The 17,116-nt window shown below is 71.1% G+C and carries 9 protein-coding genes; 7 read left to right on the top strand and 2 right to left on the bottom strand.

Going from position 1 to position 17,116, the window contains the following annotated elements; translation table 11 throughout:
• Positions 1-178 precede the first annotated feature (178 nt).
• A complete protein-coding gene (locus tag VV867_RS21745) occupies positions 179-550 on the bottom strand; it encodes a response regulator transcription factor (protein WP_109935132.1) in 372 nt (123 codons plus the stop codon).
• A gap of 196 nt (positions 551-746) precedes the next feature.
• Positions 747-1,769 carry a GlxA family transcriptional regulator gene (locus VV867_RS21740; RefSeq protein ID WP_328567536.1) on the bottom strand — a complete coding sequence of 341 codons (1,023 nt, stop codon included), beginning with the start codon at positions 1,767-1,769 and terminating at the stop codon, positions 747-749.
• Positions 1,770-2,009: 240 nt separating this feature from the next.
• On the opposite strand from VV867_RS21740, the gene VV867_RS21735 reads away from it, so the two are divergent.
• The 7 genes from VV867_RS21735 (at position 2,010) to nahK (ending at position 16,436) form a co-directional block, all read left to right on the top strand.
• Positions 2,010-2,684 (top strand): response regulator transcription factor, encoded by a 675-nt coding sequence (locus tag VV867_RS21735; protein WP_275626826.1) that lies wholly within the window; start codon positions 2,010-2,012, stop codon positions 2,682-2,684.
• A 22-nt stretch (positions 2,685-2,706) separates the two neighbouring features.
• Entirely contained in the window at positions 2,707-7,824 is a 5,118-nt protein-coding gene (locus tag VV867_RS21730; RefSeq protein ID WP_328567535.1) for an AAA family ATPase, read from the top strand.
• Positions 7,825-8,069: 245 nt separating this feature from the next.
• A complete protein-coding gene (locus tag VV867_RS21725) occupies positions 8,070-8,294 on the top strand; it encodes a hypothetical protein (protein WP_328567534.1) in 225 nt (74 codons plus the stop codon).
• An 84-nt stretch (positions 8,295-8,378) separates the two neighbouring features.
• Positions 8,379-10,667 carry a pyrroloquinoline quinone biosynthesis protein PqqF gene (pqqF, locus tag VV867_RS21720; RefSeq protein WP_328567533.1) on the top strand — a complete coding sequence of 763 codons (2,289 nt, stop codon included), beginning with the start codon at positions 8,379-8,381 and terminating at the stop codon, positions 10,665-10,667.
• Positions 10,668-10,956: 289 nt separating this feature from the next.
• Positions 10,957-12,153 (top strand): porin, encoded by a 1,197-nt coding sequence (locus tag VV867_RS21715; protein WP_275626823.1) that lies wholly within the window; start codon positions 10,957-10,959, stop codon positions 12,151-12,153.
• A 562-nt stretch (positions 12,154-12,715) separates the two neighbouring features.
• On the top strand, positions 12,716-13,879 hold the full coding sequence (gene nosP / locus VV867_RS21710; protein ID WP_109933495.1) for a nitric oxide-sensing protein NosP: 1,164 nt from the start codon (positions 12,716-12,718) through the stop codon (positions 13,877-13,879).
• Complete coding sequence (nahK, locus tag VV867_RS21705; RefSeq protein ID WP_328567532.1) at positions 13,809-16,436, top strand: hybrid sensor histidine kinase/response regulator NahK/ErcS'; 2,628 nt, start codon at positions 13,809-13,811, stop codon at positions 16,434-16,436. Before nosP ends, nahK begins: the two co-directional genes overlap by 71 nt.
• Positions 16,437-17,116: the final 680 nt, after the last annotated feature.

Below are 17,116 nucleotides of genomic sequence, written 5' to 3'. Positions count from 1 at the left end.
TCGGCTTCAGGTCCGGCGTGACGATCATCGTGCCGGCATTGGCTGCATCCGATCGTCCGCTGTGGAATTCATGCTATTCGGGGAACTTGCGCCGCACACTTCTACATGGGGTTCGCGGAATAGTGCGTTGGTCTGGCGGATATATACCTAGGTATCGGCGGAACTTGCCGGGGAGGTTTCAGCAGGGCTGGCGCAGGGCGCTTTCGATGCACGCGAGCAGGCGCTCGGCGTCGAACGGTTTGGACAGGCAGGCGAGCGGGACGGGAACCGCCTCGGGGTAGGCGGTGATGAAGATGACGGGAACGCACAGGCCCATGGCGATGAGCCTTGCATGCAGCTGCAGGCCGCTCATGCCGGGCATCTGCACGTCGGAAACCAGGCACTGCACCTCGCCGGGCTCTCCGGCGGAGAGAAAGTCCAAGGCGCTGGAATGACTGCGCACGCGGTAGCCGCTGGCGCGCAGCAGGCTCTCCAGCGCCGCGCGCACGGATTCATCGTCGTCGACCACGGCAATCACGGCCGTATGGTGACTCGGGGGTTCTTGGATCATCCGAAATTGCTCGTGGCGGTATCTGTCGAGATTTCAAGATACGCCAGCGGACAAGGCGAAGAAGTATACCTGGGTATAGTCCGGCGAGACCTGGGTATGGGTTCTTGCAAACTTCCGTCGAGGCACTTTCCACAACTTCGTAACTTGCCTTGATCACTAAAAGGCAAGCTCATCCATACGAAGACGAAGGCAGCACTCAGGCCTCGCGAGTGAAACGGCTGCGGTAGTCGCGCGGGGAGAGGGACAGGTTGCGCTGGAAGGTGCCGCGCATCCGCTCCTCGTTGCCGAAGCCGCATTGCCGGGCGATCTGCTCGATGCTCTGCGTCGAGTGCTCCAGCAGGCGCCTGGCCGCCTCCAGGCGGAACAGCTCGATGGCCCTGGACGGGGTGCGGCCGGTCTTCTGCTTGTAGACCCGCGAGAAGTTGCGCGGGCTCATCCGCGCACGCTCGGCCAGGCTTTCCACCGTCAGCCCGGGCTCGCCCAGGTGCTCGGCCAGCCACAGGTGCAGCTCGTCGAACAGCGGGCTGTCCGCGGCCTGGGACTGCAGCAGCGTGCTGTACTGCGCCTGGCCGCCGGGGCGCTTGAGGTACACCACCAGTTCGCGGGCCACCGCCATGGCCACCTCGCGGCCGCAGTCGGCCTCCACCAGGGCCAGCGCCAGGTCGATGCCGGCGCTCACGCCCGCCGAGGTCCAGACCGCGCCCTGCTGGATGAAGATGGCGTCGGCATCCACCTGCACCGCCGGGAAGCGCTGCCCGAGGGTGTCGCACAGGGCCCAGTGGGTGGCGGCGCGGCGGCCGTCGAGCAGGCCGGCCTTGGCCAGCAGGAAGGCGCCGCTGCACACCGCGGCGACGCGCCGGGCCCGCGGCGCGGCGGCGGCTATCCAGGCCGCCAGCTCGGCGTGGCTGTCCAGGGTCTGGCAGATGTCCGGGGCGCCGGGGACCACCAGGGTGTCCACCGCCAGGCTCTGCGGCGGGGCCAGGGCTACGCTGTCCACCGCCAGGCCCTCCACCGTGCGCACCAGGCCGCCGGCGAGGCTGGCGGTGCGCAGGCGGTAGCCGGGCAGGCCGCGTTCGGCCAGCGCCTTGCTGGCGGCCCAGAACACCGTCTGGGCGCCGCTGAGGTCGAGCAGGCCCATGTCCGGGTAGGCCACGAACAGCACGTCGCGCGGGCCGCCGGGTGTTTCGTTCATCACGCTGTCGCCAGGGGTTTCGTTCATCGCCACGCCGCCATGCCAGTTTCAGTTGCCTGGCGGAATACCGCCTGCGGTTGCGCTTTGCAAGCGCGGCGTCGGCGCTGGCCGATAACCTGGGATTTATGGCCTGGCGGGTGCGCGCGGCGGCGCGCTAACCTCGTGCGGATGCCAGCCGCCCGGCCGCCGCGTTGCCGGGCATGGCGGCATGGGCTAGATTTTTCGGGCTGCATGCCGCGCGCACCGCCGGCCGCCAGAGGAGACGAAATGAGTTCGTGGTCGCAATCGGGTTCGGCCCAGGGCGCCGCCGGCCACCAGGACCCCGTGGTCTACGTGGTGGACGACGACGAGTCGATGCGCCTGGCGCTGTCGGGCCTGCTGCGCTCCATCGGCCTGCGCGTGGAGGCCTTCGAATCCCCCCGGGACTTCCTCGCCTTCCCCCGCCACGACGTGCCCAGCTGCCTGGTGCTCGACGTGCGCCTGCGCGGCGAGAGCGGCCTGGCCTTCCAGGAGCAGGTGCAGAAGCACGGCCTGCGCATGCCCATCGTGTTCATGACCGGCCACGGCGACATCGCCATGACCGTCAAGGCCATGAAGGCGGGGGCGGTCGACTTCCTCGCCAAGCCGTTCCGCGACCAGGACATGCTCGACGCCGTGGCCAGCGCCCTGGCCAGGGACACCGAGCGGCTCGCCGCCGAGCGCTCCAGCGCCGGGCTGCGCGAGGCCTATGCCGCGCTCACCGCCCGCGAGCGGGAGGTGATGGGCTACGTGGTGGCCGGCCTGATGAACAAGCAGATCGCCGCCGAGCTGAACCTCAGCGAGGTGACGGTGAAGGTCCACCGCGGGCAGCTGATGCGCAAGCTGGCGGCGCGCTCGGTGGCGGACCTGGTGCGCAAGTCCGAGGCCCTGGGCATCGCGCCGCAGACGCGCCGGGCCCCCTGAGCGGGCGCGGCGTGGAGCGGGGATGAGCGACAGACAGCAGGCCCTGTGGGACGACGGCGAGCGCGTCTTCAGCCGTGGACGGCACCCGCGTGACGAAGCGCTGAGCGTGCTGCTCGCGCGCCCGGCCGGCGAGCCGCCGCAGCCCGCGAGCCTGGAACGCCTGGCCCACGAGTTCGGCCTGAAGGACGAGCTGGATGGCGCCTGGGCGGTGCGCCCGCTGGCGCTGCTGCGCGAGGGCGGGCGCAGCCTGCTGGTGCTGGAGGACCCCGGCGGCGAGCCGCTGTCGGCCCGGCTGGGGGCGCCCATGGAGACCGGCCGCTTCCTGCAGCTGGCCGTGGGCATCAGCGCGGCCCTGGGCCGCCTGCACCTGCGCGGCCTGGTGCACAAGGACCTGAAGCCGCCGCACATCCTGGTCGACTGCGCCGATGGCCGCGTCCGCCTCACTGGCTTCGGCCTGGCCTCGTGGCTGCCGCGCGAGCGCCAGGCGCCGGAACCGCCGGAGACCATCGCCGGCACCCTGGCCTACATGGCGCCCGAGCAGACCGGGCGGATGAACCGCTCGATCGACTCGCGCAGCGACCTCTACGCCCTGGGCATCACCCTCTACCAGATGCTCACCGGCGACCTGCCGTTCGCCGCCAGCGAGGCCATGGAGTGGGTGCACTGCCACATCGCGCGCCAGGCGGTGCCGCCCGCTGCGCGGGTGGCGGGCATCCCCGCGCCGCTGTCGCGGCTGGTCATGAAGCTGCTGGCCAAGACCGCCGAGGAACGCTACCAGAGCGCCGCGGGGCTGGAGCACGACCTGCGCCGTTGCCTGGCGAACTGGCAGCGCCAGGGGCGCATCGACGACTTCCCGCTGGACGGGCACAGCGTGCCGGAGCGCCTGCTGGTCCCCGAGAAGCTCTACGGCCGCGACGCCGAGGTGGCCACCCTGGTCGCCGCCTTCGAGCGCATAGTCGGCGGTGACGCGCCGGGGCTGGTGCTGGTGTCCGGCTACTCCGGCATCGGCAAGTCCTCGGTGGTCAACGAGCTGCACAAGCTGCTGGTGCCGCCGCGCGGGCTGTTCGCCGCCGGCAAGTTCGACCAGTACAAGCGCAACATCCCGTACTCGACCCTGGTGCAGGCCTTCCAGGGCCTGGTGCGCATGCTCCTGGGCAAGAACGAGCGGGAACTGGCGCGCTGGCGCCAGGCCCTGCTGGCGGCGCTGGGCGCCAACGCGCGGGTCATGACCGAGCTGATCCCGGAGCTGAAGCTGGTCATCGGCGAGCCGCCGCCGCTGCCGCTGCTAGAACCGCAGCAGGCGCAGCGCCGTTTCCTGCTGGTGTTCAAGCGCTTCATCGGCGTGTTCGCCCGGCCGGAGCACCCGCTGGCGCTGTTCCTCGACGACCTGCAATGGCTGGATGCGGCCACCCTCGGCCTGCTGGAAGAGCTGCTGACCAGCGACGACCTGCGCCACCTGATGCTGGTCGGCGCCTACCGCAGCAACGAGGTGGACGAGGCCCACCCCTTGCGCGCCACGCTGCGCAAGGTCGGCAAGGCGCAGGTGCGCATCGACGAGATCGGCCTGGCGCCGCTCGGCCGCGCCCACGTCGAGCAGCTGATCGCCGAGGCGCTGCACGGCGAGCCGGCGCACGTCCGCCCGCTGGCGCAACTGGTGCACGGGAAGACCGCCGGCAATCCGTTCTTCGTCATCCAGTTCCTCCAGGCCCTGGCCGAGGAGGGCCTGCTGGCCTTCGACGCCGGCGCGCGGGGCTGGCGCTGGGACCTGGGGCGCATCCAGGCCATGGGCTACACCGACAACGTCGTCGACCTGATGCTCGACAAGCTGGGCCGCCTGCCGGCGCAGACCCGCGAGGTGCTGCAGCAGTTGGCCTGCCTGGGCAACCGCGCCGAGGCCGGGGCCCTGGGCCGCGTGCTGGCGCTGCCCCGCGGCCAGCTGCAGCGGGCCCTGTGGGCGGCCATCCGGCAGGAGCTGGTGGAGCGCGTGGACGGCGCCTACGCCTTCGCCCACGACCGCATCCACGAGGCGGCCTACCTGCTGATCCCGCAGGCCGAACGCGCCGCGGCGCACCTGCGGATCGGCCGCCTGCTGGCCGAGCAGACGCCGCCGCAGGCACGCGAAGAGGCCATCTTCGAGATCGTCGGCCAGCTCAACCGCGGCGCCGCGCTGATCGCCGAACCGGCCGAACGGGAGCGGCTGGCCGGGTTCAACCTGCTCGCCGGGCAGCGGGCCAGGGCCTCGGCCGCCTATGCCTCGGCGCTGGCCTATTTCAGCCGGGGCCTGGAGCTGCTGGACGAGGCGTGCTGGCAGGCCCGGCACGAGCTGATGTTCGCCCTGGAATCCGGCCGCGCCGAGTGCGAGTTCGTCACCGGCCAGGTGGCCGTGGCCGAGCAGCGCCTGCGGGCGCTGTCCGGGCGCGCCGCGACCACCGTGCAGCGCGCCTGGGTGGCCTGCCTGCAGGTGGACGTCTACCTGATCCTCGACCGCCGCGACGACGCGGTGGCCGTGTGCCTGGATTTTCTCCGCCACGTGGGCATCGACTGGCCGGCCCACCCGGACGACGCGACGGTGCAGGCCGAGTACGAACGCATCCGCGCGCAGCTCGGCGCGCGGCCCATCGAGACGCTCATCGACCTGCCGCCGATGCGCGACCCGCTCGCCCTGGCCACCATCGAGGCGCTGACCACGCTGTTCTCGCCGGCCCTGCACACCGACGGCAACCTGGCCTGCCTGACCATCTGCAAGGCCATCAACCTCAGCCTGGAGCACGGCAACGGCGACGCCTCCTGCGTGGCCTACGCCAACATCCCGCGGGTCGCCGGGCGGCGTTTCGGCGACTACGACGCCGGCTTGCGCTTCGGCCGGCTCGGCTGCGAACTCGTCGAACGGCGCCGCCTGGAGCGCTACGAGGCGCGCACCCTGCTTTCCTTCTCGCTGTTCGCCGCGCGCTGGGTGCAGCCGGTACGCGCCTGCGACGAGCAACTGCGCCGCGTGTTCGACAGCGCCAACCGCACCGGCGACCTGCCGTTCGGCGCCTTCGCCTGCAACAGCCTGGTGTCCAACCTGCTGTTCGGCGGCGAGCCGCTGCCCGAGCTGCAGGCCGAGGCGGAGCGCGGCCTGGGCTACGCCGGCAAGGTGGGTTTCGGCCTGGTCATCGACTTCCTCGACAACCAGCTCGCCCTGGTCCGCATGCTGCGGGGCCTGGCGCCGCGCTTCGGCCGCCTGGACCAGGGCGGCTTCAGCGAGGCGGACACCGAGGCGCGCCTGGCCGGCGCCTCGCGGGTGTACAGCTGCTGGTACTGGATCCGCAAGCTGCAGGCGCGCTACTTCGCCGGCGACCATGCGGCGGCGCTGGAGGCCTCCGCCCAGGCGCAGCCGCTGCTGTGGACTTCCCACGCGTTCATCGAGGAAGCCGAATACTGCTTCTTCGACGCGCTCGCCCACGCGGCGCTGTGCGACGCCGCTGCGCCGGGCGACCGCCACCTCGGCGCCGTGGCCGCGCACCGGGAGGAACTGCGGATGTGGGCGCACCTGTGCCCGGCCAACTTCAGCTGCCACGTCCTGCTGCTGGAGGCCGAGCTCGCCCGCCTGCAGGGCCGCGTGGCGGATGCCGAAGTGCATTACGAGCAGGCCATCCGCGCGGCCCAGGAAGGCGGCTTCATCCAGGTCGAGGCGCTGGCCAACGAACTGGCAGCCGCCTGCTACGCCACGCGTGGGCTCGACAGAGTGGCCCGCGTCTACCTGCAGGGCGCCCGCGACTGCTACCTGCGCTGGGGCGCCGAGGGGAAGGTGCGGCAGCTGCAGGCGCGCCATCCCTTCCTCGGCGAGCCGGCGCCGGCGCCGGGCCCCACGGCCACCATGGCCACCCCGGTGGAGCAGCTGGACCTGGCCACCGTGCTCAAGGTGCTGCAGACCACCTCCGGCGAGATCGCGCTGGAAGGGCTGGTGGACAGGGTCATGCGCACGGCCATCGAACAGGCCGGCGCCGAACGCGGCGTGCTGGTGCTCCAGGGCGCCGGCGAACCGCGCATCGTGGCCCAGGCGACGGTCGACGACGACGCGCCGGCGCTGCAACTGCGCGACGAGCCGGTGAGCGAGGCGCTGCTGCCCGAGGCGGTGCTCTACCAGGTGCTGCGCACCGGCCGGAGCCTGGTGCTGGACGACGCCCTGGCCGAGGCGGCGTACGCCAGCTCGGCCTACGTGCGCAGCCGCCAGGCGCGCTCCATCCTCTGCCTGCCGCTGATGAACCAGGGCCAGCTCACCGGCGCCCTGTACCTGGAGAACAACCTGACCGCCCGGGCCTTCAGCCCGGCGCGCACCGCGGTGCTCAAGCTGGTGGCCTCGCAGGCCGCCAGTTCCCTGGAGAACGCCCGGCTGTACCGCGACCTCGCCGAACGCGAGCGGCGCTACCGCGAGGTGCAGGCCGAACTGGCCCACGCCAACCGCGTGGCGACCATGGGCCAGCTCACCGCATCCATCGCCCACGAGGTCAACCAGCCGATCGCCGCCACCGTCACCAACGCCTACGCGGCGCAGCGCTGGCTGGCGGCGCAGCCGCCGGAGCTGGGCGAGGTGGGGCAGGTGCTCGAACGCATCGTCAAGGACGCCAACCGCGCCTCGGACGTGCTCAAGCGCATCCGCGGGCTGCTGCGCAAGGCGCCGTCGCAGAAGGCCGCGGTGGACATCAACGAGGCGATCCTGGAAATGGTCGAGTTCACCCGCGGCCAGGCCGCCAAGGGCGGTGTCTCCGTACGCACGCGGCTGGCCGACGGGCTGCCGCCGGTGCAGGGCGACCGGGTGGAGCTGCAGCAGGTGCTGCTCAACCTGATCATCAACGCCATCGAGGCCATGGGCGAGGTCGACGACGGGGTGCGCCAGCTGGACATCGAAACGGCGGCGGACGGCGAGGGCGGCGTGGCGGTGAGCGTCGGCGACTCCGGCCCGGGGTTCGCCGCGCAGGACGCCGGGCAGCTCTTCGCGCCTTTCTACACCACCAAGCCCAGCGGCCTGGGCATGGGCCTGTCGATCTGCCGCTCGATCGTCGAGGCCCATGGCGGGCAGCTCCAGGCGCTGGCCAACCCGCCCCGCGGCGCGCTCGTCCGCTTCAGCCTGCGGGGCCGCCCGGACGAGGCCCCATAGCCGCGACAGGCCACCGTCCACGATTGCTCCCGCCACGCCGGGCGTCCAGGCGGCACGGCCCGAGTTCCAGCGCTCGCGGGAATGACGAGGGTGGAGGATGGCGCCTGACCTCGACGCCGCTCCGAACGGCCCCCTCTCCCGCTTGCGGGAGAGGGCTGGGGAGAGGGCGCTCTTCCCCGGCGCGGAGCCCGGCCGTACCCGACTCGGCTATGCTGGAATTTTCGACTGCCTTGCGAGGGTGCGTCATGGGCCTGAACGAAGCGAGCCAGCGGCTGCGGCGCGAGTTGCTGAACATGGCCTTCCGCCATGAAGGGCTGGCCACCGACCTGGGGCGGGCCGCCGAGCAGTTGCCGGCGTCCCAGGCGGTGCACCTGGTGCGCATGGCGGCGTTCCTGCAGGGCGATGCCGAGCGGCTGATCGCCATGGCCGAGCAGGTGCGCACGGGCGTCATCAGCGCCAGCGGCCGCTGACCCCTCCAAAGCACTATTCCCTTCTTCCGGCGTGCGGGTAATGTGGCCGCAACAGGCCTCCGGGCCTTCTCGACCGGACCCTCCATGAGCCGCAACGCCGATCCCCAGCAGACCCGCCAGGCCACCCTGGCCAACGGCCTGGCGCTGACCCTGGTGCATGCCCCCCAGGCCACCCGCGCCGCCGCCCTGGTGCGGGTGGCGGCCGGCAGCCATGACGAGCCGCCGGCGCACCCGGGGCTTGCGCATTTCCTCGAGCACCTGCTGTTCCTCGGCGGCGCGCGCTTCGCCGCGGGCGAGCGGCTGATGCCCTGGGTGCAGGCGCGGGGCGGGCGCCTGAATGCCAGTACCCGGGCGCGCACCACGGACTACTTCTTCGAGGTGCCCGCCGCGGCGCTGGACGGGGGCCTGGCGCGCCTGGCGGACATGCTCGCCGGCCCACTGCCGGAGGCCGGCGCGCAACTCGGCGAGCGCGAGGTGCTGGAAGCGGAGTACATCGCCCGCGCGACCGATGCCGGCACCCTGATCGACGCGGCCCTGGCCGCCGGGGTGGCCGAGGGGCATCCGCTGCGCCGTTTCGTGGCCGGCCGGCGTGCCAGCCTGGCGGTGGAAGAGGAGGGCTTCCAGCGCGCGCTGCGAGACTTCCACGGCAGCTTCTACCAGCCTGGCAACCTGCAGCTGTGGCTGCAGGGGCCGCAGTCGCTCGACGAATTGCAGGCGCTCGCCGCCAGGTATTGCGAGGGCTGGCCGGCCGGCCAGCTGCCGGCCCGCGAGCGCCCTCCGGCCCTGGCGCCATTGGCGGAGGACTGGCTCCACCTGCGCCTGCCCGGTGCGCCGCGCCTGGTGCTGGGCTTCGCCGTGGGTGAGCTGGACGCCACCGCCGAGCAGACCCTCGATGCCCTGGCCGGCCTGCTGGCCGACGAGGCGGCTGGCGGGCTGCTGGCCTGGCTGGGGGAGCGGGGGTTGTGCGATGCGGCGGCCCTCCGGGTGGCCTACCGCGCAGCGGGGCAGGCGCTGTTGGCCGTGACCTTCGAGCTGGCGCAGGCCCGGCATGCGCCGACCGTCGAAGCGGCCTTCCTCGATTGGCTGCGTGCACTGTGCAGTGGCAGCGGCGAGGCGCTGGTGCCGGCCGAATGGCATCACCTGGCGCCCCTGGAGCAATTGCGCCAGCGGGCCCGCGGCCTGCCGGCGCCGGTCGTGCCGCAGTGGCTGGCGGCGCTGGACGCTTCGCGCCCGGTCCGCCTGCTGGTCGCGCCGGATGCGCCGGGCCGGCCCACCTGCGTGGCCGGCTTCGAACTGCAGCTCAGGCGCGGGCCGGCCAAGCCCCTGGACTTCGCCCCCCGGGCCTGGCGCTTCGAGGCGGCGGCACCGGCCAGCACAGCGCCGGCGGGTACGTTGCACCTGCGCTGGCGCTTCCCGAATGTGCCGGCCCGCAGCCACTTCCTCGCCCTGCGCCACGGCCTGCGCCCACTGGCTGGGCTGGCGCGGCGCAGTGGCGTGAGCCTGCGCCTGGACGAGGAGGGCGCCGACTGGGCCCTGGGCCTGCAGGGCCCGGCCGACCGCCTTCAAAGCTGCCTGGACCGCGCCCTGGCGCTGCTGGCCGAGCCCTCCGCGGCGCTGGCCGCCCAGGGCGAACGCCTGCTGCAGCGCGAGCTACAGCGCAAGGCCGCCGAACTGCCGATCCGCCGCCTGCTCGACGCCTTGCCGGTCCAGTTGGCAGGGGAGGGTACGGCTTTACCGGACTGGTCCTCGGCGCGCTGGGATGTGCTGGCGCGTAATGCCGAGACGCTCCGGGCGAGCCGGGTACCCGGCCTGCCGGCGACGCAGCCTCTGCTGCCGCCGGCCCTGGCCGCGGGCTACCATCGCCGCGTCGTAGCGGGCGAGGGCGAGGCGGCGCTGCTGCTGTTCTGCCCGCTGCCAGGACGTGACGCGGCGCAGGAGGCCGCCTGGCGGCTGCTGGCACGCGAGCTGGAAGGCGGCTTCTACCAGCGCCTGCGCGTCGAGCTGAACCTGGGCTACGCGTTGTTCTGCGGCTTCCGCCAGGTAGCCGGCTGGCGCGGGCTGCTGTTCGCGGTGCAGTCGCCGCACGCGCAGCCGGAGGCCCTGTATGGCCACCTGCGCGCCTTCCTGGAAAGCGCCGCCGCTTCCCTGGGCGAGCTGCCCGACGCCCGCCTGCACGACCTCGCCAACGCCCTGGCCCACGAGCCCGCCGGCGAGGACGCGGCCTGGCGCGACCAGCTCGCCGGCGTCGCCGCCGACCACGCGCAACACGTGGCCGAGGCGGCCCGGTGCATGACCCGCGCCGACCTCCTGGCCGCCCACGCCGCCTTGCTGGGCGAGCAGGGCGGCAGCTGGCTGCTGACCAACCGCGCCTGAGCCCCTCGAACCCTCCTTCCACCGTTGCCCGGGCATACCGCCCCCGGGCACGTACGCCTGCGACTTTGGTCCTGCGCCGCAAGGCCCGCTGCCAAGGTGCCGCTACCCCCGCGACCAAGGCGCCGAGCCTTGTGGTGGCCTGGTGCCATGGCCTTGCGCAGCGCTCCGGCAAGCCCCACGCAAGCAGCGCCGAAGCGCGCCCAAAGCAGCGTATGGCGCCGCGCAAGCCGTTTCGATAATCGCCTCCGCCACGACCCCGAACGGTCATCCATCCCCTGCGGAGCGCGTCATGAACAAGAACAACACCGCCATTCGCCGTTTCCTGCCCCTGGCCCTGGCCTCGCTGGGCAGCCTGGGCTGCCTGCCGGCCGTCGCCGACATCAAGCTGTACGACAAGGACGACACCACCTTCTCCACCGACGGCTACTTCAACGCCTTCTACGTCAATAGCGACGTGGACCGCGAGGGCGAGACCTACGACCGCCGCCAGTCGCGGGTGAAGATGGGCTTCCTGCCCAACTACATCGGCTTCAACTTCGGCAAGAAGATCGACGGCCTGACCCTCACCGGGCGTTCCTCGTTCTGGGTGACCATCAACGACAGCGAGCAGGACGGCACCGACACCGCCATCGACGTGCGGCAGTTCTACGGCAACGTGGCCGGCGACTGGGGCGAGGTGCTGATCGGCAAGGACTTCGGCCTGTTCTCGCGTTCCAACATCTTCCTCGACGAGCTGCTGGCCGGCTTCGGCAACGCCAGCGACACCCTCGGCCTGGTGGACGGCAAGGGCGTGTCCTTCGGCAACATCGGCACCGGCTACCCGTACCCGTTCCCCACCTCGCAGATCACCTACCGCAACAACAACCTGGTGGACGGCCTGCGCGTGGCGGTGGGCATCATGGACCCGATCGACACCAACCAGATCGACAAGGACGCCAGCGACGGCCTGGACGACAAGGCCTACCAGGACAACCCGCGCTACGAGAGCGAGATCAGCTACCAGTTCGACCTGGCCGGCGCGCAGATCTACAGCTGGGTCAACGGCGCCTACCAGACCTCGAAGAACACCAACGACCAGGTCGACGACGTGACCTCCAAGGGCCTGGGCTACGGCATCCAGGCCAAGTTCGGTGGCGTGTCGCTGACCGGCTCGGGCTTCACCGCCAAGGGCATCAACCCCTTCTTCACCAACAACGCCGGCGAAGCCGCGCTACGCGAGGTGGACAGCCGCGGCATGCTGCTGCAGGGCTCCTACAGCTGGGGCAAGAACCGCGTGGCGCTGTCCTACGGCAAGACCGAGGACGACGGCAACGGCCTGGGCAGCGCGGCGGACTACTCCACCCGCGGCATCGCCTACTTCCGCACCATCAACGACAACCTCAAGCTGGTGGCCGAGTACAACCAGTACGAGATCGACGGCCGCAAGGGCTCGCTGGTCAGCGAGGACACCGACACCTTCGCCGTCGGCGCGGTACTGAACTGGTAATTCCCGAGCTCCTTTGGCAGCAATTGGGCGGGGCGACGGTGACGTCGGCCCGCCGTTTTTTTTGCAGGCAGGGCGGGCGGGGTCCATCCACGGCCTTCTGCGCGCGGCGGGCCATCGCGGACGGAGTCCGCTCCTACGCCCGTGCTTCCCGGAACCGTAGGAGCAACTGTCTTGCCGGCTGCGCCGATGTGCTCTTCGTAGGAGCGAGCTTGCTCGCGAATAAGCCCCGCAGCGGAGCCTGTTCGCGAGCAAGCTCGCTCCTACGAGAAGCAGTGCCCCCCGGCAGGGTAGGAGCGGACTCCGTCCGCGATTCGGCGGATAACGCCGTAGGTGTTATGCGCCCTACGAAACTGAAGGGAGAGGGCTGCGGACTCCAACCCCCGCTCCGCAGCTGAACCTGACTCCGCTGTTCGCTGTACCGCGAATCGCCCGCAGGGCGCGCTCCTGCGAACGACACGGAGCTACGCCTTTCGGAGGTCCCCGCCAGCACCCAAGTAGCATGGGGCCGCGCCGGGCGCCTTCGTAGAATGCTCGCGAGGTCAACCGGCGTTGAGGCAGGCGTATGCAGGAAGGGCAGGGGGAAGGCGTGGTCAGGGGCATGTCCAGTGCCCGCGACGCGGAGGCGGTGGCCCAGGACCTGGCGCGCCAGCTGATCCACCCGCACCTGGGCTTCGTGCTGTTCTTCTGTTCCGCCGAGCACGACCTGCCGGCCCTGGCCGCCGCCCTGGAGCAGTACTTCGGCGGCATCGAGCTGGTCGGCTGCACCACCGCCGGCGAGATCACCCCCCAGGGCTACGGCCGCGGCTGCGTCAGCGCGGTGGGCTTCGACGTGCGCAGCTTCGCCGTGGCCAGCGCGCTGATCGACGAGATGGAGCGCTTCAGCCTGATCGACGCGCAGCAGCTGGTGGAGGCCCTGGTGGCCGACTGCCGCAGCAGCGAGCTGGCGCCGATCAAGGACCACAGCTTCGCCCTGACCCTGCTCGACGGCCTGTCCAGCCGCGAGGAGGTGGTGCTGGCGGCGCTCAGCGCGGCGCTCGGCGCCATCCCGCACTTCGGCGGCTCGGCCGGCGACGACAACCACCTCACCCACACCCACGTCTACTACCAGGGCCAGTTCCACACCGGCGCGGCGGTGGTGCTGCTGTTCAACACCTGGCTCGACTTCGAGGTGTTCACCACCCACCACGTGGTGCCGCGCGGCGAGAAGCTGGTGGTGACCCGCGCCGACAGCGCCAGCCGCCGGGTGCTGGAGCTCAACGCCGAGCCGGCGGCCCTGGAGTACGCCCGGCTGGTCGGCGTGGAGCCCCAGGCGCTGAGCTTCGAGCTGTTCTCCCGCCACCCGCTGGCGGTGCGCATCAAGGACCAGTACTACGTGCGCTCCATCCAGCAGGTCAACGACGACTTCAGCCTGACCTTCTACTGCGCGGTGGAGAACGGCATCGTCCTCACCGCCATGAGCACCGGGCCCCTGCTGCCCAACCTGCGGGCACAGTTCGCGCGCCTGCACGAACGCCTCGGCCCGCCGCTGCTGACCATCGGCTGCGACTGCTTCCTGCGCCGCCTGGAGCTGGAAGTGGCGGGCGACACCGCAGCCACCGCCGAGTTTCTCCGCCACCAGCAGGTGATCGGCTTCAACACCTACGGAGAGCAATTCAATGGCATGCACATCAACCAGACCTTCACCGGTGTCGCCATTGGCCGTCCCCGTGGCGGCGCAGCCGGCTGAGCTGCAGGCGCGCATCGAGGCGCTCGAGCGCGACAAGCTCAAGCTGCAGCGCATCAACACCGCGCTGATCGAGCGCATCGAGTCCAGCGCCTCGCGCGGCGACGGCGCCTACGGGGCCTTCCAGCACTCGGTGGTGCTGGCCGAGCAGGTGCGCGAACGCACCGACGCCCTGAGCCAGGCCATGGCCGAGCTGAAGTCCAGCAACCAGCTGCTCAGCGATGCCCGCCTGCGCGCCGAGACCGCCCACCAGCACCTGCTGGACGCCATCGAGAGCATTTCCGACGCCTTCGTGCTGTTCGACCCGCAGCAGCGCATCGTGCTGTTCAACGAACGCTTCCGCGCGCTCTGGGCGCCCACCCGCGCGCGCCTGGGCGCCGGCACCCGGCTGAGCGAAGTGCGCCGCCTGGCGCAGAGCAGCGGGCTGATCGTCGAAGAGCAGCGCAGCAGCGACGACGAACACACCCTCTACCGCCTGCGCAACGACCGCTGGGTGCGCATGAGCGAGCGGCCGACCCGCGACGGCGGCCTGGTGGTGCTCTACACCGATATCACCGAGATCAAGCTCAGCGAGACCGCGCGCCGCGAACAGGCGGTGGCGCAGAAGTCGCACCTGCTGCAGCGCGCCGTGGACAACCTGTCCCAGGGCGTGGCCATGGTCGGCGCCGAGGGCACGCTGGAGCTGTGGAACCGGCGCTTCCTGGAGCTCTGCGGGCTGGCGCCGATCGGCGCGCACCGGCTCTTCGCCGACGTCATGGGCGAGAGCGGCCTGCCGCTGCTCACCCCGCGCAGCCGCGACGCTTCCGGCGCGCCCCTGGCGGCCCTGGAGCAGCGCCTGTTCGACGGCCGCATGCTGGAGATCCGCACCCATGCGCTGCCCACCGGCGGCTTCGTCAACACCTTCACCGACATCACCGAGCGCTACCGCCACGCCGAGGCGCTGCGCGAGAGCGAACGCTGGATCCGCCTGATCACCGACCAGGTGCCGGCGCTGATCGCCTACCTCAGCGCCGACCTCAACTACGAATTCACCAACAAGGTCTACGAGCAGTGGTACCGCTGGCCCAGCGGCTCGATGCTCGGGCGCAACCTGCGCGACGTGCACAGCGCCGAGCACTGCCAGCGCCTGGAGCCCTACTTCGAGCGGGCGCTGTCGGGCGAGAGCGTGACCTTCGAGATCGCCGAGACCAACCTCGCCGGGCAGGAGCGCTACATGCAGCGTTCCTACGTGCCCAACCGCCAGGCCGACGGCCAGGTCGCCGGGCTCTTCGTGCTGATCCGTGACATCACCGAGCGCCGCCGCACCGCCGAGGCCCTGCACCAGGCCTACCAGAACCTGGAACAGCGGGTGCGCGAGCGCACCGCCGAGCTGACCAGCCTGAACGACCAGCTCAAGCGCGAGATCGACGAGCGCAGCCAGGTCGAGGCGCGCCTGCGCGAGGCCAAGCGCGAGGCCGAACAGGCCAACCTGTCGAAGACCAAGTTCCTCGCCGCCGTCAGCCACGACCTGCTGCAGCCGCTGAACGCCGCGCGGCTGTTCACCAGCGCCCTGCAGGAGCGCGGCGGCGACGGCCTGGTGCGCAACATCAGCCACTCGCTGGAGGACGTGGAGAACCTGCTGGGCACCCTGGTGGACATCTCCAAGCTCGACGCCGGGGTGATCAAGCCGGACATCGCGCCCTTCGAGGTCAGCGAACTGCTCGGCAACCTCGCCGCCGAATACCGCCAGGTGGCCGCCAGCGAGGGCCTGCGCCTGGACTACGTGGCCTGCGGCGCCCAGGTGCGCAGCGACATGCAACTGCTGGCGCGGATCCTGCGCAACCTGCTGTCCAACGCCATCCGCTACACCCCCAGCGGGCGCGTGCTGCTGGGCTGCCGACGGCGCCGGCAGAGCCTGTGGATCGAGGTCTGGGACACCGGCATGGGCATCCCCGCCGACAAGCTCGGCGAGATCTTCCAGGAGTTCAAGCGCGGCGACACCCAGCGCTCCAACCAGGACCGCGGCCTGGGCCTGGGGCTGGCGATCGTCGAGAAGATCGCACGCATGCTCGGCCACCGCATCCAGGTCGGCTCGGTGCCCGGCAAGGGCTCGCGCTTCGCCGTCGAGGTGCCCCTGGCCCGCCGCGTGGCCCGCACCCGGCCGGAGCCGGCGCAGCAGGCCGAGCATCTGGTGGAACGCCTGCGCGGCTCGCGAGTGTGGGTGCTGGACAACGACGCGGCCATCTGCGCCGGCATGCGCACGCTGCTGGAGGCCTGGGGCTGCCGGGTGGTCACGGCGCTATCGGAAGAGGACCTGGCGCGCCAGGTGGACAACTTCCACGCCGAGTCCGACCTGCTGATCGTCGACTACCACCTGGACGACGGCTGCAACGGCGTGGACGCGGTGGCCTCGATCAACGCCCGCCGCGGCACGCCGCTGCCGGCGCTGATGATCACCGCCAACTACAGCAACGAACTCAAGCAGCAGGTGCGCGAGCTGGGCCATACGCTGATGCACAAGCCGGTCAGGCCGATGAAGCTGAAGACGGCGTTGTGCCATTTGATGGACAGGGCGGGCTGAGGCTTCGTGTTGCGCCTGTAGGCGCGGGCCCTGCCCGCGATTTTCGCGCGCAGGGCGCGCTCCTACATGGGAATGGTGGGTGGGTCGGGTAGGGCGGATAACCGTTCGCGGTTATCCGCCGTTGGTTGGGCCGTGGTGGTGAAGGTTCGACTTCGGCGCAGGGGTTGGGTCCGCAACCCTCTCCCCAGCCCTCGGCTGCGCGCCCCGCCCTGAAGGGAGAGGGGGCTATCCGTGCCGCCGGTGGTTTTCGTGCCATCCGGCAACACCGGCGTGGCCGGCGAGCGCCGAAATCACACTTCACGCCGAACGGTCCCCTCTCCCTTCAGGGAGAGGGTTAGGGAGAGGGAGCGAGGGTGGGTTTGGCAGTGGAGTAGCAGGTTGTGGTGGTCGCGTAATAACGGATCAGGTTCGACTTTGGCGCAGGGGTTGGGTCCGCGACCCTCTCCCCAGCCCTCGGCTGCGCGCCCCGCCCTGAAGGGAGAGGGGGCTATCCGTGCCGTCGGTAGTTTTCGTGCCACCCGGCAACACCGACGTGGCCGGCGAGCGCCGAAATCACACTTCACTCCGAACGGTCCCCTCTCCCTTCAGGGAGAGGGTTAGGGAGAGGGAACGGAGGTTGGTTCAGCAGCGGAGTCACCGGGAGGCCGGTTCGCGAGCAAGCTCGCTCCTACGAAAAGCCA

The sequence above is a fragment of the Pseudomonas sp. JH-2 genome, assembly GCF_036231725.1.
Taxonomy (GTDB): domain Bacteria; phylum Pseudomonadota; class Gammaproteobacteria; order Pseudomonadales; family Pseudomonadaceae; genus Pseudomonas; species Pseudomonas delhiensis.
Note: the sequence above shows the minus strand (reverse complement) of the source record. Positions and strands in the feature narration are given on the sequence as shown.